This is a genomic window from Paenibacillus sp. NPDC058898, from assembly GCF_049316025.1.
In the GTDB taxonomy this organism is placed as follows: domain Bacteria; phylum Bacillota; class Bacilli; order Paenibacillales; family Paenibacillaceae; genus Paenibacillus_AQ.
Genome location: NZ_JBMOSM010000016.1, coordinates 40,068 through 63,805 on the forward strand (window position 1 = coordinate 40,068; position 23,738 = coordinate 63,805).

A 23,738-nucleotide genomic window follows, 5' to 3' on the forward strand; every position below is an offset into this window, starting at 1 on the left:
GATATCTCCCTCCATATCTCGTTCATATCCATTTTGATTAGATCGGATCCACTTGATCCAATGAATGTTATTAGCAATACATATGTACAGCAGGCAGACTCGCCTAACTGCTGCGGTCCCTAATGATCACTTTAACTGCAGAAGGCACGGACAACGTCACATCAAGTTGTGAGAAGGTTCCCCGAAAAGTATAGCGCGGGGGATCATTCAGCTGGACATATAGAATGTTTCCCGACTGTTTAATCTGAATCATCGACGGCAACTCGGTCGTACTCCACATTTTGATATCTTCCGTCCGCAGGCTGCCAAAAATCAGCATCTCCTTCGAACTCGAAGCATCTTGTTGGATATTGTGGTTGTAACTGCCCTGAACAATGACTTTTTTAACCCCGTCCGGGATTGTTATCTTCTGATCCGGTAACGGAATCGTTTGCTGCACGGACATCGTCTCACGGCGAATCTGATCCAGTAAACCCGTCGCACTTAGCGCTCCCATGCCGATACAGCAGAAAGCCAGAAAACCGATGAGAAGAATGCTGAATATATCATACTTGACCCAACCGCGTCTCCTAAAAATCAGCGAGTAGCTGACGATCTCGGCACCTAACAGAACAAATACGATCGGCCACCATCTTGCGGCGGAGCTGTACACCTCTACCCCTTTCCAGGCGGAGGACAAGACAAGCAAGCCAAGCACGAGCAAGGAGAGTCCCATCGAGAGTGTACCCACTCTCCATTGTCTTGCAGACTTCGATGGAGGGCTTCCCAGATCATAAATGGACATATCATTCGTTGTCGGTATCATAATATGAACGCCCTCCTCTCAATGCATCCTTTTTCGAGCCAGTCATCAGCTTGATTCCACCTCCGATGAGAAGTACGGCGATAATCGCGGTCTTCAAATAGGAACGAATGCGGTAATCCAGCTGCAATTGAGGGAAATGTGTATCGATATAAGGCATCACCACGCTGGTAAATACGAAATAGATACCAAGTACAAGCAGTCCAAGCCCGAGCCAGCGCTGCTGATTCCCAAGGCCTGAGATGATCGGTCGATCACGCAGCGGCTCCCTGCCGTAACGGCTTACTTGCTGCAGACCGTCAAAGAATGCATAAAACCAGATCAGCGGAATCAAGAACAGGAACAGCGACAGCTTGAGTACATCCAGCACATAGATGCTGCCAAGAAATAGGACCATGAGCTGCAGTCCACGTTTTTGCAATCCCAAATACATTTGACCCGCTCCGGGAAAGGCCGATAACAAGGTGGCAAACACTTTACTCCGCCGTCCGCTCTCCCGGCCGCTCTCGAGCTCATCAAACAGCGTGCGATCGATAAGTAATTCTCCAGCTTGCTTGCGGTGAACCAGTTGAACCACATCAAACATACAATAGAGCCAAATGATGGGCAGCATGCCCAGGAACAGCAGAAATACCGATTCATGAGTCAAGCCCGTCAAGAACAGCAGAATCGTCCCAAGTCCGAAGAATGCGATCAGGAACGACAACCCGCGCTGCATCAATCCCAGTTGAAAATGCCCCAAACCGGGAATGAAGGACAGCAGTATGGTATAAAAGCGTTCAGACTCATCACTCTTTTCCTGGCGAATCTCCATCGGCCGTCCATATTCATCGTGTATAATCGTTACAGGCGTATATCGGATTAAGGCAATTAGCAGGTCGAGCATGCTAATCCCCCAGATCATTAATGCTCCGAGAATTCCGAGCGCAAAAGCCGCATCGGAAGCCGTCATGATCCCGAGCACAAATCCGCCAAACAAGCTACCGAAGAACAAGAACGGATATAGCAGGGCACGTCCCTTTCTCCCCCAATAATAATGGCCGAGGCCCGGAAGGATATTTAATATAAAGGCAAACCCTTTACTTTTTTGCGGTTGCACAAGGCATCTTCCTTTCATTTTTCTTATCGGGATAATAGCTGGTCAAGCCAGCCTGTTGTTTTTTCCACCCATTGTTTACTGTAAGAAGGTGTTTCGGATAATGGAACCTCACTGTTCATATCGTCGGGAAGAAGTCGGTCAAATGCCCCGGTGAAGAGGAACAGCATGGTAATGGAAGCGGCAATGGTGTAGTGAACGATCGCGCGTTCGTACCATCGCTTTGGACGTTCCTGAATCCGCAGCGGTGCTTTATGGGTGTAAGGCTTAATTTGTTCGTGTTCCACCACCTGCTGGGTAAATGCTTCCGCGTCTGAGAGGCTAGGGAGTTCGGAATCAAGCTCCGCTAGTACCTGCATATAGATCTCCAGCACGCTGTCATCCAATAACATGAGCTCTTCATAAGAAGACCGTTCTTCTGCCGAGCCTTCTCCTCTAACATATCGTTCCGTCAGCATCTTAAGCTCGTTACCCTTTACGTTCATTTCCATTCCTCCTCCTTCCACGATTTCCGAATCCATTGTCTGGCCCGGTATAATTTCGATTCCACCGTCTTGACCGTGACATCCATCTCGGCTGCGATTTGTTCGTAGTTTTTCTCTTCCAAATAAAAAGCCGTTATAATGGCGCGGTGATTGTCCGGCAATTGTTTAATTTTCTCTCGAAGTTCCTCTCTTCTCTCCTTCTGTACGAGCAGAGAAACCACGTCTTCGTCCCGGGAAGGGAGTTTATCCAGCACTTCATCATGTTCGCCGTGCAGCTGCTCCGGCGGTTTACGGGAAAGCTTCCTCTTCATATCAATCGCTTTATTTAGCGTGATGCGTGTAATCCAGGTTTTAAACCCTTCAGATCGGTACTGGGGGAGAGCTTTGTATACTTGAATAAACACTTCCTGCGACGCATCTTCCGCTTCCTTGGCATCCCGCAGGACCGAGTATGCCGTATGGAACACGTGCTGGCTGTAGTGGTTCACCAGTTCCCGAAAGGCTTCTTGATCCCCTTGCAGGATGCGCGTGATTAACGTTTCAGCATCAATAACTCTCCCCTCCTTCCCAAATACATAGACGTCAGCTTTGAAAGCTGCCCCTGCACTTTTTTCGAAAAAAAATTTTGGATAATATAAAAAAAGACCAATACAGCCTGTCCCATAGTCTGCCCATACCGGCGAAAACAAAAAAAGAACGTCTATCGACGCCCTTTGGAAAGTGACAGGATCATGCCGCTAAGAACAAATAGAACATTCATCACAAAATGCATAACCATCACGGGAACTAGACCTTTCGAACGAATAGCCACGCCATAGATAATGGAATGAAGTCCATTGAACCCATACGATGGTGGCGATCATGATGATCAAGCAGGTGATAAATCCACCTGGGCGATTCGTTACTTGCAAGCTTTTCTCACCCATTCTGTAATACGTATTATGATATCATGATACCCTTCTATAATGACCGGATCAACTAGAGATTTGCACCTCATCTATTTCTAATGGCTCCACCACATTTAGCAGAAACGAACGCCCGCTCAAATATTCACGGATATAGGCTAGCGCATAGATTTGCTCACTCTTCAGACTTTCTGTCTCTCTTGGATTGGAGGCATGGTGGCTGTAGTTCTCCATCATAATCATGATGAAAAAGCACTCCAGAGACTGAATATAACCCGAGCCCAATTTCCGTACGCTTTCATATCCTTGAAGCACTTTAAATCGTTGGTTCGGAACAAGCGACAACATCACCGCTGCCAGATCGTAAAGAAAAAAACCGTAGCCACACCTACCGAAATCAATCGGGTGAGGAAGGCCACCTTCAAACACCACATTCCCCAGATGTAAATCGGCATGAATGAGGCCATAATTGCAATCATCAGTCTTCATCTGATCAAGCTGGGATAAAACCTTTTCAGCTGCGAGTTGATACAGTGACCATGAGACTTCTGACAAAAAAGTTCCTGCATATCGCTCCAACTTGGCGAGTGCTTCTCTATAGCTGTTCATCCCCCATATGGGTCTCCGGAAATCAGATGAAATTTCGAAGCCAAGTGCCACTTCATGTAGTCTGGCTATCAAGACACCTACCTGATATGCTTGATCTTCTGTAAGTCTTTCATGGGCATGCACACCGTCCACCCATTTCATCACGGTGACATAAGGAGATCTGAATCCATGCTCCGTACCGATTTTCAACATTCTTAATCCATTTGGAGTGGTTATACCTGACGGCACATTGATACCTGCGGTAATAAGGGCATCCAGGAATTGAAGCTCCAGGTCTATTTCATTACTGGACCGTCGATCCGAATGAATTCTCAATAAGTATGTTTCATTTAAGTTGGTCCTAACTTGATATGTAATCGTGTCCGAAATACCGATAAACTCAATCTCAACCCATCTCAGGTTATACTGCTGAAGTGCCGATATCGCAACTTTCTTGGCCCTAGCGAGCAGCGCACACCGTTGTTCTTCTGTTGCAAGTTGAAAAAAATCATTCATGAACTCACCTCTGCTCTATCGTTTGAACGTTCTTCCAATGATTATAATTCCCCAGCATCTGCCCTTCCTATATAAGGATTGATTTAAAATGACTTTTATACATAAGAAAAAGCCACATCAGAATCGTTCCAATGTGACTTTGTATTACTTGTTTTTGGTATATACGATTTTCTTGATGGAATCGCAGGATAAACAAAATTGAGAAGAAAGCTGATCAATCGTAGCGCCCGACGCAAACAACTGCCGGATTTCCAGGTTTCTTTTCTTCAAATACACCCGGCTGCCCGAGTTTTCTCCCCATTTCTTGCGCAATCCTTCAGGTTTAGGGATGTACACCATCCCGCCCTGTACATATTTCTGTACTTCCTTCAACAGTTCCTCTGGAAGTATAATATCCGCGTTTATATATTTCATGGTAGCTCTGCTCCTTAAAATTAAAATAAAGGTTTTAAGGATGCAAAGTCCATTTAGATAAACGGCCTCTCTACACGAGGTAATCAGGCGGTAACTTTCTCATCGCTCCATGCAAACAACCGCCGTTGTTCATCAAATAGACTTTGCATAGAGCTCATTGTCAATCTTCCCTTCATGTTCAGGCCCTCCCTTCAAAATAATGACATTCCGACTGGTTATGACCATTATAACCGATGTTACGCGAAAAATCGAAGTGATCTGTCTCATCTACAAGCCGATTTCAAACCGCCAAGCTGGCAAACGACCGAAACATCTCCTCCACGGTGTTGAAGCAATAGTTTGGCTGGCATGCCGCCAGCTCTTCCTCGGAACCATAACCATAGCCTGCAGCGATGCTGTGTATCCCGCAGTTCCGGGCTCCAATCAGATCATGCTTCCGGTCTCCAATCATAACGGCTCCAGGCGTCTGAATACAGCACGTATCCAGAACATGTTGAATGATTTCGGTCTTGGCGGACCGGGTGCCGTCCAGCTCGCTTCCACACACCATGGAAAAATAAGCGGATAGCTGAAAATGCTCTAGAACCGTTTCGGCAAAATCCGTAGGTTTGGAGGTAGCGACATACAAGCGGCGTCCTTGGGATAACAGCAAATCCAATAATTCGCGTATCCCGCCATACACCTCATTCTCATAAAGGCCGGTGTCCTTGTAATATTCACGGTAGCTAAGAACGGCTTCCCATGCCTTGGCTTCACTAAAATGATATTTCTCGATGAAGGACGCCTGGAGCGGGGGACCGATAAAACATTCCAGCTCGGAAAGATCACTTACATTAATCCCATGTTTACCGAGTGCGTACTTCACGGCTTTCGTAATGCCTTCACGCGGATCCGTCAAAGTGCCATCCAAATCAAATAGAATATGATTGTATCTCATTCGATCATTCTCCTTCAAACATGATTCCTAAGGCAGATCCTTGATTTCCAGGAGATCCATGATCGTATAAGCAGGTCGATGATGATCACTTAAAACGGCCCCCCGGCGATTATAATAACAAAAATCAATTCCGGCTCTCGTTGCTCCTTCATAATCATCCGTAAGCGAATCCCCTATGTACAGCACTTCGTCTGGACCCACCTCCAATTCCTGCAAAGCGAGTTCAAAGATCCGCGGGTCCGGCTTCCAGCACTTCACCTCATCCGAAATGATAAAGGAGTCAAAATAATGAAACAATCCTCCTGTTGTCAGGCGTTTACGCTGTGCTTCGCCAATGCCGTTAGATATCACCCCTAGCGTAACATCGCCATGCAGGTGTTCTAAAATAAGATCGGCATTCGGCTCCATATGGTTGGAACTGCAAAACAACCCCCAGTAGGTTTCTGAGATCTCCCGGAACTGACGAAATTCCCGCTTCAACCTCAGGAATGTGTCCGTGAAGGAATGCTCCAGCACCTGCCTGATATCGTGATTGTTCTGAATTCGGTTCATCCAATAATTAAAATTAATCGGTCCAAACGTGCTCCAGAATTCCTCCCACGTCAGTTCCTCATGCAGCCGGTAGTGCTCCAGGGCCTGCTGCATGCATTTCTGCTCGCTTTGGTTGTAATCCAGCAGTGTGTTGTCCAGATCAAAAATAATCGCTTTATATCTCATTTTTCTCTCCCCTCACGTCCATCGGCTGTAAATAATTGAATTCGCTAACGTGTGGATATTCTCCTGCCATTGACAGCTCGTGGCTGCACATACCTGCCAACCAACCATAGAAAAATAACAATCCCCAGAGCCAAAAAACAGACTCTGTGGGATCGATATTAATTAATAAAACTCTCTGCAATTTCAAGAACTTCCTCTTTCTTAAGAGCAACTTTATTATTTAACGATATATGATAATAAAGGTCATGCTGCTCATCCACCCAAGCCAGGCCCTGATTAAAATAAGCGTCCGCATATTTAACGTAAATCATCTCGTGGCCCTTCACGAGCACTTTTTCAACATGATCCGCTTCGGTAAAATGGATTTCCTGTTTGGGGTTCATTCCGCTACGTTTGGTTGCGATTACGCCAATCGAGGTTTCCATATCACTGCCTTTTACGTAAATTAGCGAAACGCTACTCACGCTTGGCGGTTTAATCTCCTTAACAAATACCTTTTTACTCGTAGTTGAAGTTTCTGCCTGTCTAATCAGCTCATTTTGAATATCATAATAAGCTTTCGTTGGCTCTCCCTCATGAAACAAATCGGAAAGATCAAGGTTAAAGGATAGGTAACCTTCATTAAATGAATACTCATTTAACAGCCGGGAAGGAATCTTCATATTAGGCATCCCGCGTTTCTTGGCTTCCTCTTGAAACACACCGAGCGCTCCAAGAGAAATGGAACCCGCTTCAAATTCGAGCAATGTATCCTTTCCGTATAACTCTTTCTTCAAGTCATTCATCTCTTGGTTATGTATATAATAAGCAATGGCTTGGCCCGGCAAAGCCGAGCGCCAGGCTAAATTTCTGGAAGCGGTATCGAGCGAATGCAATCGATCCTGCTTTTCTTGTAATTCCTTGGACACTTCAGGCTTAGGTTTGGTCTCCAGCACCACTTTTCCGTCTTTGCTGCGAATCTGTATCAGTTCGGTTGCGGCGTAAACTGTCACCGACAGCGAAGTCACTAGCAGCAGCGACGCTGCCATCACGAGTGGTCTTCTTAACATGTTGGGCTGAGGTTTCTTTGCGGGTAGGCAAGCAATCCGTTCCATGACTGCATCCCTGACATCAATGATATAATGGCTCTTTGGGTCCTGCTCTATCAGCTTTTCTTCCACGTCATTTCGTTTAACCTCCACTGTAGATCCCCCTCTCTGTCAACCATCCACTTTTTTATTTTTTGTATCAGGCGGCTGTAGCGTTTTTTGACCGAATCCTTGGTTTTATCGAGAATTAATCCGATTTCCGCAAAGCTTTTTTCCTCAAAAACCCGCAGAATAAGCAGGTTCCGCTCCTCCGGGGACAGCCTACGAAGAGCACGCTCCATGGACTCGCCAATGATATATTTTTGGGCCTCCTGCTCTGCGCTTGCCGCTTGCTCCTTATCCTCTCTCAACAAAGGTGCAATGCTATAGAAGAATCGTTTCCTTCGCAGCATATTTAGACAATGGTGATAAGCAATCTTGTATAACCATGAAGAAAAGGAGGTCTTTGGCTCATATGTCTCCAGCTTCTGATAAGCCTTGACCATAATCTCCTGCACGGCATCCTCCGCATCCTGCCGCTGGTTCAATAGTCTCCAGCAATACATGAAAATCTGCTGTTGATACGCCTCGACGATATGTACAAAGGCTTGCCGATCCCCGTTTAAAACTTGTTCTATGGATTCTTCTAGGCGCAAGTCTTTAGGCTCTGAATTCATTGGTTGAAAGCTCACTCCGTTATTCCCCCTTTCATCAGCAATCCATTGTTCAGGTGCCTTCATAAGCTTTAACACATGGCAGCGGAATAAAGGGACATCTTTTTTAAATACGGATTGTAGTTATTTTTGAATAACTGCTTCTAATGCACCTTCCATCATGAACCAGATGGCTTGGAAAGGGAATGCAGAATATTGCAAAGAAAAAAGCACGCCCATAAGGACGTGCTTCTCATCTATCTTCCGATATTTCTGAATTTCTGCGTATAGGCCTTGGCATCCTGTGCGGTACGCACCCGATTGCGGCTCCATTCAAGCAGGATCCGGTCAATGTAGCGGAAATGCAGTTTGCCCGCAAACACCGCTTCTTTCAGAGCCAAGAGGATCAACTCGTCCGGATAGCGATCCGCATCAACCCAGCCGGAGATCGTTTCCAGCTCCATGGGCGATAACGGACGGCCAAACTCTTTTTCGAAAATGGTGAACAAATTCCGCTCTTCCTTCTCAGGAACGGGATTACCGGGTGCAGTTGATTTGTCGGTAGCAGGACGGGCATTCAACAGCGGAGACGCAAACTTGGTTCCATCAGGGGTTTTTTCCTTGTGCTCTTCAGCCAGGCACGAAGCAAGCTTCTCATACAATCCGTGGAGATTGTAGCGCTCGTAATGAATCCCCAGTGTTTCGTCCACATACTCATCAATTCCGATCAGCCCTACCTTCATCAAGCGCTGCAAGCTGGTAGCGATGAATCCGGTGGGAGCCCCCGTCACTTCCGCAAGCTCCTCCAGCGAAGGAAACGTCTTGAACTCCACCTGCTGATAACCAATCAAATGGATCACCAGCATGGCTTCACGGTCGCTTAACCCAAGTGACCGGTAATGCCGGAGCAAGGCGTAAGGAATGATCGCCATTCCTTGGCTCATGCCGGCAGCGGCGCCGGCCGTCCAGCCATTCACACCCGTGTCCACGTTACCGTCGTGGTCCATAGACTTACCTCTCACGGCTTACGGATACAACCGGTACAGGGTCCGTGGGAACGGAATCGTTTCACGCACATGGTCCAAGCCGCAAATCCAGGCAACGGTACGCTCAAGACCTAAACCGAAGCCGGAATGAGGCACGGTGCCGTATTTACGCAAATCCATATACCATTGATAGGTTTCCATCGACAGATCATGCTCCTTGAAACGCTCTTCAAGCAGCTGTGGATCGTCTATCCGCTGCGATCCGCCAATAATCTCGCCATAACCTTCCGGAGCGATCATATCCGCACAAAGTACGACTTCCAGACGATTCGGATCCGGCTTCATATAGAAAGCCTTGATTCCCGCCGGGTAATGCGTAATAAAGACCGGTTTGTCATACTTCTCAGCAATAGCTGTTTCGTGTGGCGCGCCAAAGTCTTCACCCCAAGGAATATCAAAATCTTGCGTATGCAGGAATTCAATAGCCTCATCGTACGTAATCCGCGGGAATGGTGCCTGGATCGCCTCCAGCTTCGAAATGTCGCGACCGATCGTTTCAAGCTCCTGGCGGCAGTTTTTAACCACGGATTGCACCACATGACTAATGAACTGCTCCTGCACGCGAAGGCTCTCCTCATGGTCTGTGAAGGCCATCTCAGGCTCAATCATCCAGAACTCGATCAGGTGACGGCGGGTTTTGGACTTCTCGGCACGGAACGTCGGCCCGAACGAGTATACCTTACCGAGCGCCATGGCGGCAGCTTCCATGTACAACTGTCCGCTCTGGGTCAAATAGGCATCCTCATCAAAATACTTCGTGTGGAACAGGTTGGTTGTCCCCTCCGCGGAAGTTGGGGTCAAAATCGGCGGATCCACAAGCGTAAATCCGTTGGTATCAAAGTAATCTTGAACCGCACGGATAATTTCAGCACGGATCACCATGATCGCACGTTGTTTCTGTGTACGAAGCCACAGATGACGATGGTCCATCAAATAATCGACACCATGCTCTTTAGGCGTAATCGGATAGTTTTCCGTAAGATGTATAATTTCAATGCCGGTAACCGTCATCTCATAACCCGATTGGCTCCGCGGCTCTTCACGTATAACACCCGTCACATACAAAGAGCTTTCTTGTGTCAGGCTTTTCGCGTCATCCCATACTTGTTCGGATACTTCGCTCTTCACAACAACACCCTGGATATATCCGGACCCATCGCGAAGCTGCAGGAATTGAATCTTCCCGCTGGAACGCTTGTTGTTGATCCAGGCGCCGATTGTGACAGTCTCACCGACATGCTGGTTGACGTTACGAATCACACTTTTGGTGGCCATGCTTAAATCTCTCCCTTATATCACTACTATTTAACGGTTGGAAGTTTGTACGATACGATGCGTATCCCGAGCAATGACCAGTTCTTCGTTGGTAGGGACCACAAGTACCTCGACCTTCGAATTCGCCGCAGAAATACGGCGTGGCTCGCCGGAACGAATGCTGTTCAGCTCCTCATCCAATTCTACTCCGAGATAGGTAAGCTGCTCAAGCACTCTTTGACGAAGGACGATCGAATTCTCGCCGACGCCCGCAGTAAATACAATGACATCCACGCCATTCATGGCAGCAGCGTAAGACCCGATGTATTTACGAACACGATACTCATACATTTCAAAGGCCAACGTGGAGCTCGGATCGCCTTTTTCCATGCCTTCCGTAATCTCACGCATATCACTGCTGATTCCGGAGATCGCCAACAGTCCGCTATGCTTGTTCAGCATGGAGTTCACTTCATTGACGGTCAGCTCTTCCTTGTTCATTACAAACGGTACGATTGCCGGGTCCAAATCACCGCTGCGCGTACCCATCATGAGCCCTTCCAGCGGGGTCATCCCCATGGAAGTGTCGATGGATTTCCCGCCTTTTACTGCTGTCAGGGAAGCACCGTTACCGATATGGCAGGTAATGATCTTCAGATCCTCCAGTGGCCGGTTCAGGAATTCTGCCGCTGCCTGGCTGACATAGGCGTGAGATGTACCGTGCGCACCGTAACGACGTACTTTATATTTATTATAAAGTACTCTCGGAATAGCGTACAGGTATGATTTCTCCGGCATCGTCTGATGGAACGCCGTATCAAATACAACGACCTGCGGAACGCCCGGCATATTGGTTTCTGCTGCCTTAATCCCCATCATCGATGCGGGATTGTGCAGCGGAGCCAAATCGAACAAGCGACGGATTTCCGCTTTGGCATCACTGTCAACGAGCGCGGATTCTTTAAAAGATTCCCCGCCGTGCACTACGCGGTGTCCAACGGCCTGAATGCTTTCGATAGAATCGATCACACCGTGCTCCTCGTTTGTAAGCATGCCCAGCACTTTGCGGATCGCCGTGGTATGCTCCAGAATTTCGCTGACTTCCGTTACGTCCTGTTTTCCCGTCGGCTTATGCGTCAGAATCGAGGAATCCATACCGATCCGCTCAACCAAGCCTTTTGCCAATACGGATTCATCCGTCATGTTGTACAGTTGATACTTCAGTGAAGAACTACCTGCATTAATTACGAGAATATTCATACCCGGTCACCATCCTTATCGTACTTGAAAAAGCCTTCTCCGGTTTTGACGCCCAGTTGCCCTGCGCGGACCAGTTTCTTCAAGACAATCGATGGACGGTATTTCAGTTCGCCGTACTCGCGGAACATGCGTTCCAGCGCAGCGAGGATGGAATCCAAGCCGAAACGGTCGGCCATCTCAAGCGGTCCATGCTGGAAGTTATATCCGATTCTCATCGCGTCATCGATATCTTCCGCCGAAGCCACGCCTTCCTGCAGCAGATGCATCGCTTCGTTGATCATGAGGGTAATCATGCGGGTTGTAACGAAACCTGGAGACTCATACACCATGATGCCTTTTTTATCCGAAACTTCTTCAACAAAGCGTTTTGTTTCTGTAAACGTATGTTCCGAAGTTTTCAGGCCGCGGATGATTTCAACAAGGTCTACCTTGGAAACAGGATGAATGAAGTGCATGCCAATAACACGCTCAGGATATTTGGTAGAGCTGGCGAGCTCCGTCAAACTAAGCGTGGATGTATTACTTGCTAATATCACATGGCTCGGACATACTTGATCAAGCTGTGAAAATACCTCTTTCTTCGCTTCCAAGTCCTCTATTATGGTCTCAATCACCATATCGCAGGTGCTAAGCTCGGCAAAATGAGTTACTTTTTGAATCCGGTTCAGTATAAGTTTCTTCTCTGCCTGGGTAATTCCCCACTTCTCCAATTGTTTATCTAGACTGGTCTCGATCATTCGGTATGAATAGTCCAGTTTCTCTGGAGTTTTCTCTACGAGCAGTACGTCAAGACCTTTGGCTGCGAGCATCTCCGCAATGCCCTGCCCCATAGTCCCGCCGCCTACAACGCCGATTTTTTTGAAGTACATGGTTTCTACTCCACCCTTTCCTTATCTCTATACTTTATTGTACCCCATTTGTCGAAAAATACATTTTCAGAGCACAAAGTATAATAATATCTTAGCACGACAAAAAAGTAAAAAAAAATAACCAGCATAACAATTTATGCTGGTAAAAGCGCGTTTTCACGAAATTGACAACGAAATTGTTCCCCAGAGAGGATTTCTTCCTTTAAAAGGATATCAAGAGAATTGTCGAATATTGGCCGTTTTTGTCCCAAGAGATTCTTAGTGCGGTTCATTAACTCTTCCAAAATCACATTATTCTCTTTCATTAACTCTTCAGTTGTTACCATATTCATGTTAACAATGCCCAGCGACGTCAAACCAGACTTCATCATCGTCTCCACGATGTTCAGCGATTGCTCAAAGTCATTGCTTGAACCTGTGCTTCGCCCCCCGTAAAAGATCTCTTCGGCGGCCGCACCGCCAAGCGCGATCATAATTTGCTCTTCCAGGAAGGATTTTGTGTACAGATATTGTTCCTCCTGCGGGTTATGACGAACATAACCAAGTGCCTTACCACGCGGGCTGAGGGCAACTTGTTTCACACTGCCGGGACGCACAAGCTCTGCCATGATAGCATGTCCCAATTCATGGATGGCAACGCGCTTCTTCTCTTCCAAATTCGATTCGCGATCAGAGCGCTCACCCATCATTACCTTATCAATCGCCATGGACAAATGACGCTGATGGATAAACTGTTCATTCTCGCGCATCGTATAAATGGCCGCTTCATTCATGACGCTCTCAAGCTGTGCACCCGAGAAGCCGTAAGCTTCCTCAGCAATTTTCTCCAAGTCAACATCTTCATGCAGCGGCTTATTACCCGCATGCAGATTCAAGATATGAGTGCGTCCCTTCTTATCCGGAAGATCTACTTGAATATGACGGTCGAATCGGCCTGGACGCAGCAGTGCGCTATCCAGCATTTCTTTCCGGTTTGTTGCGGCGATAACCAGAATGCGAGGAGTATCCTGTGAATAGATGCCATCCATCTCGGTTAGCAGCTGATTCAGCGTCTGGTCATACTCGCGCTGCTGGCCGCCTTCGCGTTTACCGCCAATGACATCGATCTCATCGATGAAGATGATGGCGTTTTGTTTGTTTTCTTTTGTCGCACGATTCCGGGCATCCTTAAACAAATCCCGGATGCGCCCCGCACCAACACCGACGTACATCTCAACAAATTCACTGCCGGATGCAGCAACAAAGATCGAATCCGTATAATGGGCAGCGGCTTTCGCCATCAACGTCTTCCCTGTTCCCGGAGGCCCGGTTAGGAGAATGCCCTTCAATGGACGAATGCCGAATTTCTTAATGTCTTCATGACGAATCAGAAAATCCAATGCTTCTCGCAGTTCTTGTTTAGCATTATCCTGCCCGCCGATTTCTTCGAACGTCAGCTTGGCAGGTCCGCTCTTTTTCCGCTTGCGCTCATTCCCTGCGCTTACAGCAATACCGCCTTTCATTTTAGCGATAAACAACAAGCCGCCTACAAGTCCTGCAGCGATGAGCAAGGGCACGATGTTCACACCGACAAATACAAGGAATACCAGTAATACGGGAATAAAGCCTAACATGATTTCTTTAGCTAATTTAGGCATGATTCCACACCTCCATGCTGCCAGGCTGACGCGGCAAGATTATAAATTTACCAGACTTGCCGTCTGACAAGCTGACATAGACATTGGTGTCATCGATGGTTGCTTTTGCTTTCAAATTCGGAGACTGGGCAGCAAGCTGCTCGAGCGATGATTGAATATCAGTATACTGCTTATTATCCATTGCTTCGGCGACTGAGAGCATGGCCTTCTCCCACCATTGATCCAGTGCTTCCGAGGAATGGTCCTCCACCTGGATTTTCAATTCCCGCTTGCCAATCACAGACTTGCCTTCCTTCTTAATATGCTGAACCAAACCTTGTAAATTTGTATCTGGAGCCAAATCGAGATTCAAAGTAACGGTATTCTGTTTAATATCTATATGAGAATCCTTCACGCCGTCATATTGCGACACAACATTTGCCAGCGGATTTTGCAAAGCCATCTGCCGATACAGAAACCATCCGCCAAAGAGAACCGATGCTGAGATCACGACAGTCAGCATGATAGGTACAATGCGTAGTTTCATGAAGTTCCTCCTTCATTTCCTATATGAAATTTTGTCTATCATTTTGTGACACAATAGTACATATAACAACGATATATTGCGATGCATGTAATTTATATGCTCGTTTTGTACAAGTACGAGTATATCACATCTTATATACTTTTTCATGCATGTCTGTGAAAATATTTAGAACAGTTTTTCCATATTCTTTCTGAATGCGCTTACATGTCGGAGAAAAAGAGAGGCACCCTATGAATTTTAAAGGGCGCCTCTCTTACTGCATTTTTATTGATTTGGAAGAATAATGTCATTCCCGATGGTGTTACCATCTTGAAAACGATAAAACCGATAGCCGCGCTGACCGTTGTGTTCATACTGCAGCTGCCATGCATACTCGCCCTCATACATTCCAGGCAGCAACCGCTTAATTTCCACTCCAGGCAATTCGTTATAGATCTGATCCCGCATCTGGGCTTCTGACATCCCCGTTTTCAATAAAACGGACTGGACAGCGTCAGCACCTTCAACAGGTACGTTGTCATCCGTAAATTTCACCCATACCATACGATCTTGATTGTCTTGATCCTTCCCGCTTACCACCCAATAGTTATTATCCTCGCCCCACACCGATTTATAGGTCTTCCCGGGTGTAACCAATTGGCCATGCTGCTTCGCGGCAACAATTGCCATTCTTTCTTCATTCCAAGTATCTTTCATAACATATGAATAATAGAGCTGTAAACCAAGCAGCAACAGCAGTACGCTGGACACACTCAGCAATATCCACTTCGTTTTTTTCTTCAAATCCGTCTTCCTCGCTCACCTTGATTATTCCCTAGAGGGTTGTAAGACGCTCAAAGGTACGCTGCGCTTCCCGGCGGATACGTTCCTCATCAAGAGTAAGACTCGCGCCATTCTTCACTACCTGCTTACCGTCAACCCATACATGCTCAACATCCTTCGCACTAGCGGAGTAGATAGCATGAGAAATGTAATCCGTCTTCGGAAGGAAGTGCGCCTGATCCGTGTTCAGTGCGATCATATCTGCCTTCATACCTACTGCAAGCGTACCGATATCGTTGAGGAAGGCTGACTTGGCTCCATACTCTGTACCCATCCGAAGCGCTTCGGATGCAGGAATTGCGGTTGGATCCCCGCTTACCCCTTTATGGATCAATGCCGCCAGACGCATCTCTTCAAACATATCCAGATTATTATTGCTCGCAGGTCCATCGGTACCCAGCGACACCGTTACGCCAGCTTTCAGCAGTGCAGGCACGCGAGCGATGCCGCTGGCAAGCTTCAAATTGCTGCCTGGATTATGCGACACCATAACTTGATGCTTGGCCAGGATTTCGATTTCTTCATCGGTCAGATGGACGGCATGCGCAAGCAGCGTTGGCCGGGAGAACATGCCAAGCTTCTCCAAATGGGCAACAGGGCGAAGTCCGTAGTCTTTTACATTCTGAGCTACTTCCGTTTCCGTTTCGGACATATGCGTATGCAAAGGCAGATTCAAATCATGGGATGCCTGAACGAATTTTTCGATGAAATCCGGCGGGCACGTATAAGGTGCATGCGGTGAAATCATCGTCGTAATTCTCCCGTCAGCCTTGCCATGCCAGTCTTTCGCGAATACCACCGCCTCATCCAGCTTCTGCTGCTGCACCTCAGGCGGACACAATCCGATGACGCCGCGCATTAGGACGCCGCGCATTCCTGAGTCCTGCACAACCTTGGCAACCTGATCCATATGATCATACATATCCACAAATGTCGTGGTTCCGCCTTTGATCATCTCCAGCACGGAGAGTGCGGTTCCCCAGTATACATCGTCGGCCGTGAATTTGGCTTCCATAGGCCACATTTTTTCCTGAAGCCATACCTGCAGTGCCAGATCGTCGCCATAACCGCGGAGCAGGGACATCGCCGCATGTCCGTGCGTGTTCACTAACCCCGGTAGGAAAAACAGATGAGTTCCGTCGATAACTTCTGTTCCCTCTTGGATGGTTGGCTCTTCTTCACCCAGATAGGTTATGCGGTCATTCTCCACAACCATATATCCGCGTAGCACGGTTCTTCCTTCCTCTAATACCGCAAACGTTCCGTTCTTAACCATCCACTTCGTTATCGTCATGTCCTGCATCCTCCTTGCCGTTATCCAAATAATAGGCCAAACTCTGCAAATCTGTAGTAAAATCAGCCGTATGAATCCTGATATGGGATGGGGCTTTCAGGATGGTTGGCGCAAAATTCAGGATAGCCTCGATGCCTGCGGCGATAAGCTGATTGGCTACATTCTGCGCTTCAAAATCCGGAACGGTGATTATCCCGATACGAATGCCGTACTCATGAACCGTCTTCTCCAGTTCCTCCATCGGCTGTACAACCAAATTGTTAATTTTCATACCAACTTTGGGAGAATACGAATCGAAAACCGCCACAATCTTCATATTGTCCTTCAGAAATGCATTGTAATTCGATAATGCATGTCCAAGATTACCGGCCCCAATCAATGCGACATTGATCTTCTGGTCCAGCTTTAGAATCTGGCGAATTTTCTCGATCAGATAAGATACGTCATATCCGATCCCTTTCCGTCCAAAATCACCGAAATACGCTAGGTCCTTACGAATTTGAGCAGGATTGAGGTCCAGTTTTTGTCCCAGTTCCTGGGAGGAAACCGTGGAGACCTCCCTTTTCTGAAGCTCATTCAAATAGCGCAAGTATACAGGTAATCTGCGGACCACGGCTTCCGAAATTTTTTCCGATTTCATTCATGCTCCCCCTAATAATAGGTTAATAACTACATTTTTTTGTGACAGATCATTTCGTTCATTGTTTCACTTTTATTCAGCTTGGTTCTCTATGCCTGCCTCTTCCTGCAGCCATTCCGAAATTCGGGGAACGATCCCCTCTGTCGGCATGTGCTCCATCTTCGGCCCCGGCAAAGAATATAAGAAATATTTCCCGTAATAGGATTCAATGACCCGGGTATCGTAGACAATGACAATCCCCTTATCTTGCGCGGTCCGCACCAGTCGGCCAAATCCCTGTTTGAAGCGAATGACCGCTTGCGGAACCGAAAGTTTCATGAACGGGTTCTTCTTCTGCTGCTGCAGCAATTCGCTCTTGGCTTCGACCAAGGGATGATTCGGCGGCTGGAACGGCAGCCGGACGATCGCAAGGCAAGTGAGCGCCTCCCCGGGTATGTCTACCCCTTCCCAGAAGGAGCTCGTACCCAGCAGGACCGAAGCGCTGCTATCCTGGAATCTCCGGATTAACTTGGTACGGCTGGTTCCGTCCATCCCTTGTCCCAGTACCGTAATATCGCTGGATGCCAGCGCCTCCTTCAACGGCTCGTGAACCTGACGCAGCATGCGGTACGAAGTGAACAGCACAAGCATGCGGCCATGCGTAGCGATTGCCGTATCGGCCAATGATTGCACAAGTGTATTCACAAAGAGTGCATCCCCGACCGAGCCCTTCACGCTCGGAAAATCGCGCGGCACGACAAGGAGGGCCTGCTCCCTGTAATTAAACGGGGACGGCAGCAGAACCGTGTTCAGGTTGCCGCTATCTGCCGCTTCCTGAAGACCCAAGTTCTCGATCATGAACTGAAACGATTTATCCACCGACAAGGTCGCCGATGTCAGGATCACGCTTTGTTTCTTGTCAAAAAACAATTCCTTCAAGTGAGTGCTAACATCGACAGGCACTGCATAAAGCTGCAGCGATTTGCCGCGGAAATTCCCGTTAGCCTCCATCCAGTATACCGTGCCTTCATCATTCAGAGCCATGAAGGACCTCAGGTCATCGCGGTGTGCGGCCAGGTCCTTAAACAGACCCGATAGGTCTGTTAACAAACTGTCCGCGCTGTAGTCGTCCAGATCTTCCTTCATCTCGGCGATCAGCTTGTCACCCTTGCGAACGACATCGCCCAGCGTCACATGAATTTGATGCTCCAACTCGGCCAGCGAACCCCAATCCTTCGGCTTCTTCAGAGGCGATAAGCGAAGCGAGAATTGACCGGCATCCCCCGGAGTCGCGTCTCCGCGTTCCGGAAGCAGTCCGAACAATTGATCGCTGAGCCGGTCCCAATTCTCTTTTGCGGTGATCAGATCCGGATAAATCCGGTCTATGATGGAGGACCACTCGACAGCCTTCTCATGCGATGATGCTTGCAGCAGCTGGCGAAGAGCCGGAAGCTGACCGCTGCGGCTGTCTTTGTACATACGAGTCAGCGTATGGACCACCGAAAAATATTTCATCTGCAAGCCAAGGTGCTTGCCAGCGACGTCCTCCAGATGATGCGCTTCATCAATGACGAGACGCTCATAACTCGGAAGCAGCTGATGATTCGCTTTTACGTCAGTGAACAGCTTCGAATGGTTCGTAATGACAACATCCGCGATGCCCGCTTCATGTTTGGCCCTGTGATAGTAGCATTTGCGGAACCATGGGCAGGCACGGCCAAGGCAGGAATCCGAATCACTGGAGATCGTCTCCCAGAAATCCCCTCCGCGACCGCCAAAGTTCAGTTCTTCATCATCCCCGTTCTCCGTCTGGGTCAGCCAGACCAGCATCTGCGCCGCGGTGATCACATCTTCCTTCGGGGAATGAAAATCTCTTCTATTTATTTTATGTTCAAATTTTCTCAAACACAAATAATGGCCTCTTCCCTTGAAAATAGCCGCTTTAAAAGGAAAAGGAACAACCTGGGTGAGCAGGGGAATATCCCGGTCACGCAGCTGTTCTTGAAGGTTGATTGTATGCGTGCTCACCATAACCTTCTGTTCCTGCTTCACGCTTTGATAAATCGACGGCAGCAAATACCCGAGGGATTTGCCTGTTCCCGTGCCAGCTTCGATCAATAAATGTTTATTGTCATCGAGAGCCTGCATCACTTCCTGAAACATCATGTCCTGGGCATCCCTGCTCTCATAATGAGGCAGCGTTTCCTTTAGACGTTCACGGACATCATTCATGTATTGCTCAAAGCTTACATCCGCCAGCGGATTAGGCTCCGACTCATCCCTGGCAGGCGCAATATCGTTCCAATCGTCAACGGCCAGGGCAAATTGACGATAGTACGTATGGGTGTCTCCGGCTTGTACAGCCTGGAACTCCCTGTCAGCACGGATGCCGTCAAAGAACCAGGCCAAGTCGCTGTCCTCGTCGGCAAACAGGTCGCTTAACCGCTGCACGGTAAGGAGAGGAAGCTCATCGATCTCCTCCAGGCATTTCAGCAGTGCATAGGCTGTGGCAAGCGCATCGCTGTCCGCCTGATGCGGACGGTCATGCTCCAGACCGAAATGAGAAGAGACCATCCCGAGCTGATAAGAAGGCAGCGAGGGAAAACATATTTTTAAGAAGTGCATCGTATCTAGAATTCGGCCGCTGAACGGTAAATAGCCGCAGCGATCGAGTGCATTTTGCAAAAAGTTAAAATCAAAAGCGACATTATGCCCAACCAATACGACATCGTCGAGCATGGGCACGAGTTCCATCATCATTTCTTCCAATGACGGAGCATCCGCTACATCACTGTCGGAAATGCCGGTCAAACCGGTAATAAAAGGAGGGATCGGAATCCCGGGATTGACATAGGTGCCGTATACGCGGGAGATGCTTCGATCCTCTTCGATGATGGCCAGTCCAACCTGAATGATCTCATCTGCTGACTGGTTGCCCGTGGTTTCAAAATCCAATACGGCAAATTTCATTTCGATAAAATCCCTTTCCTCCAGACTAATTAACAGCATACCAGAAGTTGCGGGTTTTGAACATTCCGGGTAAAAAATCCCCCGTTTCTCCTCCATCGCTCCATACGGCAAGAAGCGATACCAAAGTCTCAGGAATGAGCTCTGGCATCGCTTCTTGTAATGGCTTGATTTCTACAGCAAAGAGATCAATTGGCTGCCGTACTGGAGCTCACCGCGATTCTGCTTGCAGACCTCCAAATTGATAATGGGGTCAGGAAGTGTCGGGTCGCTGTGAATCGCCAGTGCAAAGTGCTCCTCGGCTTTCCCTTGTTGTCCATTCAACACCTCGATGCATCCAAGCGCGTTGTAAATCATCGCTCGCATCTTCTTGTTGTCTGCCAGGGGCAGGATGGACACCAATACATCGGACGCTGGTATGGTTTGCCCCAAATAAAGATGGGACATCGCAATATACAGCTTGGTCAGAAGGCTATCCGGAAATACCGTGGCGGCCACCTCAAATTGCTGTATAGCCGGCTGGAACATCAACAACTTGTAATAACCTTGGCCGCGAATGAATGCATCAAGCTGCAGTTCAGGCGCTTCGGTCGGTGGAAAAACAGGAGGTGAGGCGGCACTCTCGCGGAAGATAGCCATCTTCTCTTCAAAATGGAGCCATTCCTCGATAATGCCCTCGCTCATGCTTTTGAGCATGTTCCAGTTTTGTACCAGCGCCTGTTTTTGGGGACCTTGAGCAGAAGGGTAATGCTTCACAATTTCATCTAACATGTTGTTCATTTCAGCGAATACATGTTGAAACATAGCTGCATCCCACCCTTAGCGGAAAAATGAGATCAGTGCGTCGACCTGAACTCATTTTCTGTAGAAGTCGGTCTTTTCATCCCTTTAAGGTCCCGACACATTTTGGCTCTTAGGAGACCATTTAGAGAACCGCGGCGTGAACCTCACGATATTCCGTGTTAACCGGCTTATTCATTTCGTCAACGATCACAACCGTTGGGGTATGATTGTCGTATTCCTCTTTAGACATCATGGCATAAGAAATGATAATGACGTTGTCGCCAGGCTGTACAAGCCTTGCAGCTGCCCCGTTCAGACAAATCACGCCACTGCCGCGTTCGCCTTTGATCACGTACGTTTCCAAACGGGCGCCATTGTTATTGTTTACGATTTGAACTTTTTCATTCTCCAAAAGGTCTGCAGCCTCCATTAGATCCTCATCAATGGTAATGCTGCCCACATAGTTCAGATTGGCTTCCGTCACCGTTGCGCGGTGGATTTTGGATTTCATCATTGTTCTAAACATGGGATCCCCCTACTTTTGGTTGAAGTAACGCATTGTCAATGAGACGGGTGCGGCCAAATCGTACGGCCAGCGCCATAATGACGGTTCTGCCTTCATCCGCAATGCGATATGAATCTTCCACGGGAACAAGTTCCGGGAAAGTGAGCAATTCTGCATAATCAATATCAGCGAGCGGGGACTGGGATATAGAATCCCGAAGATGAACACGGATCTCTCCTGCCGTTGTCGCTTGTCCCTGCTGGATCATCTCCTGAGCGGTTCGCAAAGAGCCCGACAGCACAAGTGCCTGCTCCCGCTCTTCCGGCTTCAAATACACGTTGCGTGAGCTTAGAGCAAGGCCGTCAGATTCGCGGATGATCGGACAAGGCACGATGGTTACGTCCATGTTCAAATCTTGAACCATTTGCTCAATGACGGCTACCTGCTGGGCATCCTTCATTCCGAAGAAAGCATAGTCAGGTTTTACGATATTAAACAATTTGTTAACAACCGTGGTAACACCGTCAAAATGCCCGGGACGGGAGGCCCCGCACAACAAAGACGTAATTTCCGATACAGCGATTTTGGTTTTGGTCGGCTGGGGATACATTTCCTGAACCGTGGGAATAAAAACCACATTCACCCCTTCGGATTCCGCCAACGCCAGATCGCGTGCCTCATCCCGGGGATAGGTCTCATAATCCTCACCCGGTCCGAATTGAATCGGATTGACAAAGATACTGACAACCACCGTACCTGCCATTTCTCGCGCCTTACGCATCAGGCTGGCGTGTCCTTCATGCAAATAACCCATCGTAGGCACAAGTCCTACCGAACCACTGCCGGATTCCCAGCGGTCCTTAAGTTCTGATCTTAATTCCGCAATGGTGCGAATCACTTTCATGATGTCGTGCCCACCTTTTCCTTTTTGCTTCCATATAATGTTGTTGTCGTTTCGGAAGCCTCATGATTCTCGGCCTTGAAGACATGCTCCTCTGCCGGGAATGAGCGGTCCTTCACTTCCTTCACATACTGCGTAATGCCTTCACGGATAACGGAGCCTACATCAGCGTAAGTTTTCACGAAGCGTTTGTCCCGATAGGGAGACGCATATTTGATTAAATCATGGAATACCAGAACTTGACCGTCGCAGTAACGACCCGCTCCGATGCCAATCGTCGGTATGCTCAGCGCTTTAGATATTTCCGCCGCAGCCTCTTCTGTAACCAGCTCCAATACAATTGCGAATGCTCCAGCCGCTTCAAGTGCCTTTGCATCATTCATGAGCCGCTGAGCGTCTTGGGCATCCTTGCCTTGGATCCGGTAGCCTCCAATTTGATTCACCGACTGAGGCGTCAGCCCGATATGACCCAGTACCGGTACGCCGGACTGTACGATCCGTTTCACGGTGCCGGCGATTTCTTCGCCGCCCTCCATTTTCACGGCATGCGCATGACCTTCCTGCATCAATCTCCGCACCCCGCGCAGACTTTCATCAATATCTCCGTGATAGGTCATAAACGGCATATCCGCTACGATAAAAGTTTCTTCCGCTCCACGAGCGACGGCACGGGTATGATATACCATGTCGTCCAGCGTTACCGGAATTGTGGAGTTATAGCCGAGCACGACATTGCCGAGGGAATCGCCTACCAATATCATATCAATATCCGCTTCCTCCGCCAGCTTGGCGGAAGGATAATCGTACGCGGTCAGCATGGTGATCGGTACACCCTTCTTCTTCATGTTCTTCATCTTCACGATGTTCAGTGGTTGTTTGCCTGCCATTGTGACACAGCCTCCTTTGTGTAAATAAGTTAGACACAATAAAAAAAACCTTTTAGCACATACTTGCTAAAAAGTCCGAAAGGCAAAAAAGAGTCACTCGCGATCGTCCCTTCTGTCTCGGTCCTTTCGGCTCAGAGCAGAATCCAACGTAACCGGCATAACAGTTATGAAGGTGTTCTAAAAAAATA

The 23,738-nt window shown here is 48.1% G+C and carries 25 protein-coding genes; all 25 read right to left on the reverse strand.

The window, feature by feature from the left end:
• Nucleotides 1-103: 103 nt before the first annotated feature.
• A complete protein-coding gene (locus ACOZB4_RS29080) occupies nucleotides 104-805 on the reverse strand; it encodes a hypothetical protein (protein ID WP_379414574.1) in 702 nt (233 codons plus the stop codon).
• On the reverse strand, nucleotides 786-1,901 hold the full coding sequence (locus ACOZB4_RS29085) for a hypothetical protein (RefSeq protein WP_379414575.1): 1,116 nt from the start codon (nucleotides 1,899-1,901) through the stop codon (nucleotides 786-788). The genes ACOZB4_RS29080 and ACOZB4_RS29085 overlap by 20 nt, the downstream gene beginning before the upstream one ends.
• 23 nt (nucleotides 1,902-1,924) lie before the next feature.
• On the reverse strand, nucleotides 1,925-2,383 hold the full coding sequence (locus ACOZB4_RS29090) for a hypothetical protein (RefSeq protein ID WP_379414576.1): 459 nt from the start codon (nucleotides 2,381-2,383) through the stop codon (nucleotides 1,925-1,927).
• Nucleotides 2,380-2,871: an RNA polymerase sigma factor gene (locus ACOZB4_RS29095; RefSeq protein ID WP_256720396.1), complete on the reverse strand. Its 492-nt coding sequence runs from the start codon at nucleotides 2,869-2,871 to the stop codon at nucleotides 2,380-2,382. Before ACOZB4_RS29095 ends, ACOZB4_RS29090 begins: the two co-directional genes overlap by 4 nt.
• Before the next feature lie 486 nt (nucleotides 2,872-3,357).
• Nucleotides 3,358-4,392: a phosphotransferase enzyme family protein gene (locus ACOZB4_RS29100; RefSeq protein WP_379414577.1), complete on the reverse strand. Its 1,035-nt coding sequence runs from the start codon at nucleotides 4,390-4,392 to the stop codon at nucleotides 3,358-3,360.
• Between the two features lie 144 nt (nucleotides 4,393-4,536).
• Entirely contained in the window at nucleotides 4,537-4,806 is a 270-nt protein-coding gene (locus ACOZB4_RS29105) for a CD3324 family protein (protein WP_071218363.1), read from the reverse strand.
• Between the two features lie 280 nt (nucleotides 4,807-5,086).
• A complete protein-coding gene (locus tag ACOZB4_RS29110) occupies nucleotides 5,087-5,743 on the reverse strand; it encodes an HAD family hydrolase (RefSeq protein WP_379414578.1) in 657 nt (218 codons plus the stop codon).
• A gap of 27 nt (nucleotides 5,744-5,770) precedes the next feature.
• Nucleotides 5,771-6,460, reverse strand: a complete 690-nt coding sequence (locus ACOZB4_RS29115; RefSeq protein WP_379414579.1) for an HAD family hydrolase — start codon at nucleotides 6,458-6,460, stop codon at nucleotides 5,771-5,773.
• Nucleotides 6,461-6,618: 158 nt separating this feature from the next.
• Nucleotides 6,619-7,641: a DUF4367 domain-containing protein gene (locus ACOZB4_RS29120; RefSeq protein WP_379414580.1), complete on the reverse strand. Its 1,023-nt coding sequence runs from the start codon at nucleotides 7,639-7,641 to the stop codon at nucleotides 6,619-6,621.
• Complete coding sequence (locus ACOZB4_RS29125; RefSeq protein WP_379414581.1) at nucleotides 7,605-8,219, reverse strand: RNA polymerase sigma factor; 615 nt, start codon at nucleotides 8,217-8,219, stop codon at nucleotides 7,605-7,607. The genes ACOZB4_RS29120 and ACOZB4_RS29125 overlap by 37 nt, the downstream gene beginning before the upstream one ends.
• Nucleotides 8,220-8,437: 218 nt before the next feature.
• On the reverse strand, nucleotides 8,438-9,187 hold the full coding sequence (locus ACOZB4_RS29130) for a DnaD domain-containing protein (RefSeq protein ID WP_379414582.1): 750 nt from the start codon (nucleotides 9,185-9,187) through the stop codon (nucleotides 8,438-8,440).
• Between the two features lie 18 nt (nucleotides 9,188-9,205).
• Entirely contained in the window at nucleotides 9,206-10,501 is a 1,296-nt protein-coding gene (asnS, locus tag ACOZB4_RS29135; RefSeq protein ID WP_379414583.1) for an asparagine--tRNA ligase, read from the reverse strand.
• 30 nt (nucleotides 10,502-10,531) lie between these two features.
• Nucleotides 10,532-11,740: an acetate/propionate family kinase gene (locus tag ACOZB4_RS29140; RefSeq protein ID WP_379414584.1), complete on the reverse strand. Its 1,209-nt coding sequence runs from the start codon at nucleotides 11,738-11,740 to the stop codon at nucleotides 10,532-10,534.
• Nucleotides 11,737-12,609: a 3-hydroxyacyl-CoA dehydrogenase family protein gene (locus ACOZB4_RS29145; RefSeq protein ID WP_076321003.1), complete on the reverse strand. Its 873-nt coding sequence runs from the start codon at nucleotides 12,607-12,609 to the stop codon at nucleotides 11,737-11,739. The genes ACOZB4_RS29140 and ACOZB4_RS29145 overlap by 4 nt, the downstream gene beginning before the upstream one ends.
• A 134-nt stretch (nucleotides 12,610-12,743) precedes the next feature.
• Nucleotides 12,744-14,246 carry an AAA family ATPase gene (locus tag ACOZB4_RS29150; RefSeq protein WP_379414585.1) on the reverse strand — a complete coding sequence of 501 codons (1,503 nt, stop codon included), beginning with the start codon at nucleotides 14,244-14,246 and terminating at the stop codon, nucleotides 12,744-12,746.
• Nucleotides 14,239-14,772: a hypothetical protein gene (locus tag ACOZB4_RS29155; RefSeq protein WP_076321001.1), complete on the reverse strand. Its 534-nt coding sequence runs from the start codon at nucleotides 14,770-14,772 to the stop codon at nucleotides 14,239-14,241. The genes ACOZB4_RS29150 and ACOZB4_RS29155 overlap by 8 nt, the downstream gene beginning before the upstream one ends.
• A gap of 264 nt (nucleotides 14,773-15,036) precedes the next feature.
• A complete protein-coding gene (locus tag ACOZB4_RS29160) occupies nucleotides 15,037-15,555 on the reverse strand; it encodes a DUF5590 domain-containing protein (protein WP_379414586.1) in 519 nt (172 codons plus the stop codon).
• 31 nt (nucleotides 15,556-15,586) lie between these two features.
• On the reverse strand, nucleotides 15,587-16,888 hold the full coding sequence (locus tag ACOZB4_RS29165) for an amidohydrolase (protein WP_379414587.1): 1,302 nt from the start codon (nucleotides 16,886-16,888) through the stop codon (nucleotides 15,587-15,589).
• On the reverse strand, nucleotides 16,863-17,528 hold the full coding sequence (locus tag ACOZB4_RS29170; protein WP_379414588.1) for a redox-sensing transcriptional repressor Rex: 666 nt from the start codon (nucleotides 17,526-17,528) through the stop codon (nucleotides 16,863-16,865). Before ACOZB4_RS29170 ends, ACOZB4_RS29165 begins: the two co-directional genes overlap by 26 nt.
• A 72-nt stretch (nucleotides 17,529-17,600) precedes the next feature.
• Nucleotides 17,601-20,477: an ATP-dependent DNA helicase DinG gene (gene dinG, locus ACOZB4_RS29175; protein ID WP_379414589.1), complete on the reverse strand. Its 2,877-nt coding sequence runs from the start codon at nucleotides 20,475-20,477 to the stop codon at nucleotides 17,601-17,603.
• A 25-nt stretch (nucleotides 20,478-20,502) separates the two neighbouring features.
• Entirely contained in the window at nucleotides 20,503-20,625 is a 123-nt protein-coding gene (locus tag ACOZB4_RS29180; RefSeq protein WP_379414590.1) for a hypothetical protein, read from the reverse strand.
• A gap of 23 nt (nucleotides 20,626-20,648) precedes the next feature.
• Nucleotides 20,649-21,254 (reverse strand): hypothetical protein, encoded by a 606-nt coding sequence (locus tag ACOZB4_RS29185; protein WP_379414591.1) that lies wholly within the window; start codon nucleotides 21,252-21,254, stop codon nucleotides 20,649-20,651.
• Between the two features lie 145 nt (nucleotides 21,255-21,399).
• Nucleotides 21,400-21,783, reverse strand: a complete 384-nt coding sequence (gene panD / locus ACOZB4_RS29190; protein ID WP_076320996.1) for an aspartate 1-decarboxylase — start codon at nucleotides 21,781-21,783, stop codon at nucleotides 21,400-21,402.
• Nucleotides 21,776-22,666, reverse strand: a complete 891-nt coding sequence (panC, locus tag ACOZB4_RS29195; protein ID WP_379414592.1) for a pantoate--beta-alanine ligase — start codon at nucleotides 22,664-22,666, stop codon at nucleotides 21,776-21,778. The genes panD and panC overlap by 8 nt, the downstream gene beginning before the upstream one ends.
• Nucleotides 22,663-23,550 carry a 3-methyl-2-oxobutanoate hydroxymethyltransferase gene (panB, locus tag ACOZB4_RS29200; protein WP_379414593.1) on the reverse strand — a complete coding sequence of 296 codons (888 nt, stop codon included), beginning with the start codon at nucleotides 23,548-23,550 and terminating at the stop codon, nucleotides 22,663-22,665. Before panB ends, panC begins: the two co-directional genes overlap by 4 nt.
• Between the last annotated feature and the right edge of the window lie 188 nt (nucleotides 23,551-23,738).

Bases quoted from the DNA above. Each gene is read 5' to 3' on its own strand.
- ACOZB4_RS29165 (WP_379414587.1), bottom strand. From the start codon at position 16,888: ATGACGATAACGAAGTGGATGGTTAAGAACGGAACGTTTGCGGTATTA.
- ACOZB4_RS29105 (WP_071218363.1), bottom strand. From the start codon at position 4,806: ATGAAATATATAAACGCGGATATTATACTTCCAGAGGAACTGTTGAAG.
- ACOZB4_RS29100 (WP_379414577.1), bottom strand. From the start codon at position 4,392: ATGAATGATTTTTTTCAACTTGCAACAGAAGAACAACGGTGTGCGCTG.
- ACOZB4_RS29180 (WP_379414590.1), bottom strand. From the start codon at position 20,625: ATGCCAGAGCTCATTCCTGAGACTTTGGTATCGCTTCTTGCCGTATGG.
- panB (WP_379414593.1), bottom strand. From the start codon at position 23,550: ATGGCAGGCAAACAACCACTGAACATCGTGAAGATGAAGAACATGAAG.
- asnS (WP_379414583.1), bottom strand. From the start codon at position 10,501: ATGGCCACCAAAAGTGTGATTCGTAACGTCAACCAGCATGTCGGTGAG.
- ACOZB4_RS29170 (WP_379414588.1), bottom strand. From the start codon at position 17,528: ATGAAATCGGAAAAAATTTCGGAAGCCGTGGTCCGCAGATTACCTGTA.
- dinG (WP_379414589.1), bottom strand. From the start codon at position 20,477: ATGAAATTTGCCGTATTGGATTTTGAAACCACGGGCAACCAGTCAGCA.
- panC (WP_379414592.1), bottom strand. From the start codon at position 22,666: ATGAAAGTGATTCGCACCATTGCGGAATTAAGATCAGAACTTAAGGAC.
- ACOZB4_RS29130 (WP_379414582.1), bottom strand. From the start codon at position 9,187: ATGGACCACGACGGTAACGTGGACACGGGTGTGAATGGCTGGACGGCC.
- ACOZB4_RS29090 (WP_379414576.1), bottom strand. From the start codon at position 2,383: ATGAACGTAAAGGGTAACGAGCTTAAGATGCTGACGGAACGATATGTT.
- ACOZB4_RS29140 (WP_379414584.1), bottom strand. From the start codon at position 11,740: ATGAATATTCTCGTAATTAATGCAGGTAGTTCTTCACTGAAGTATCAA.
- ACOZB4_RS29145 (WP_076321003.1), bottom strand. From the start codon at position 12,609: ATGTACTTCAAAAAAATCGGCGTTGTAGGCGGCGGGACTATGGGGCAG.
- panD (WP_076320996.1), bottom strand. From the start codon at position 21,783: ATGTTTAGAACAATGATGAAATCCAAAATCCACCGCGCAACGGTGACG.
- ACOZB4_RS29115 (WP_379414579.1), bottom strand. From the start codon at position 6,460: ATGAGATATAAAGCGATTATTTTTGATCTGGACAACACACTGCTGGAT.
- ACOZB4_RS29155 (WP_076321001.1), bottom strand. From the start codon at position 14,772: ATGAAACTACGCATTGTACCTATCATGCTGACTGTCGTGATCTCAGCA.
- ACOZB4_RS29185 (WP_379414591.1), bottom strand. From the start codon at position 21,254: ATGAACAACATGTTAGATGAAATTGTGAAGCATTACCCTTCTGCTCAA.
- ACOZB4_RS29110 (WP_379414578.1), bottom strand. From the start codon at position 5,743: ATGAGATACAATCATATTCTATTTGATTTGGATGGCACTTTGACGGAT.
- ACOZB4_RS29150 (WP_379414585.1), bottom strand. From the start codon at position 14,246: ATGCCTAAATTAGCTAAAGAAATCATGTTAGGCTTTATTCCCGTATTA.
- ACOZB4_RS29080 (WP_379414574.1), bottom strand. From the start codon at position 805: ATGATACCGACAACGAATGATATGTCCATTTATGATCTGGGAAGCCCT.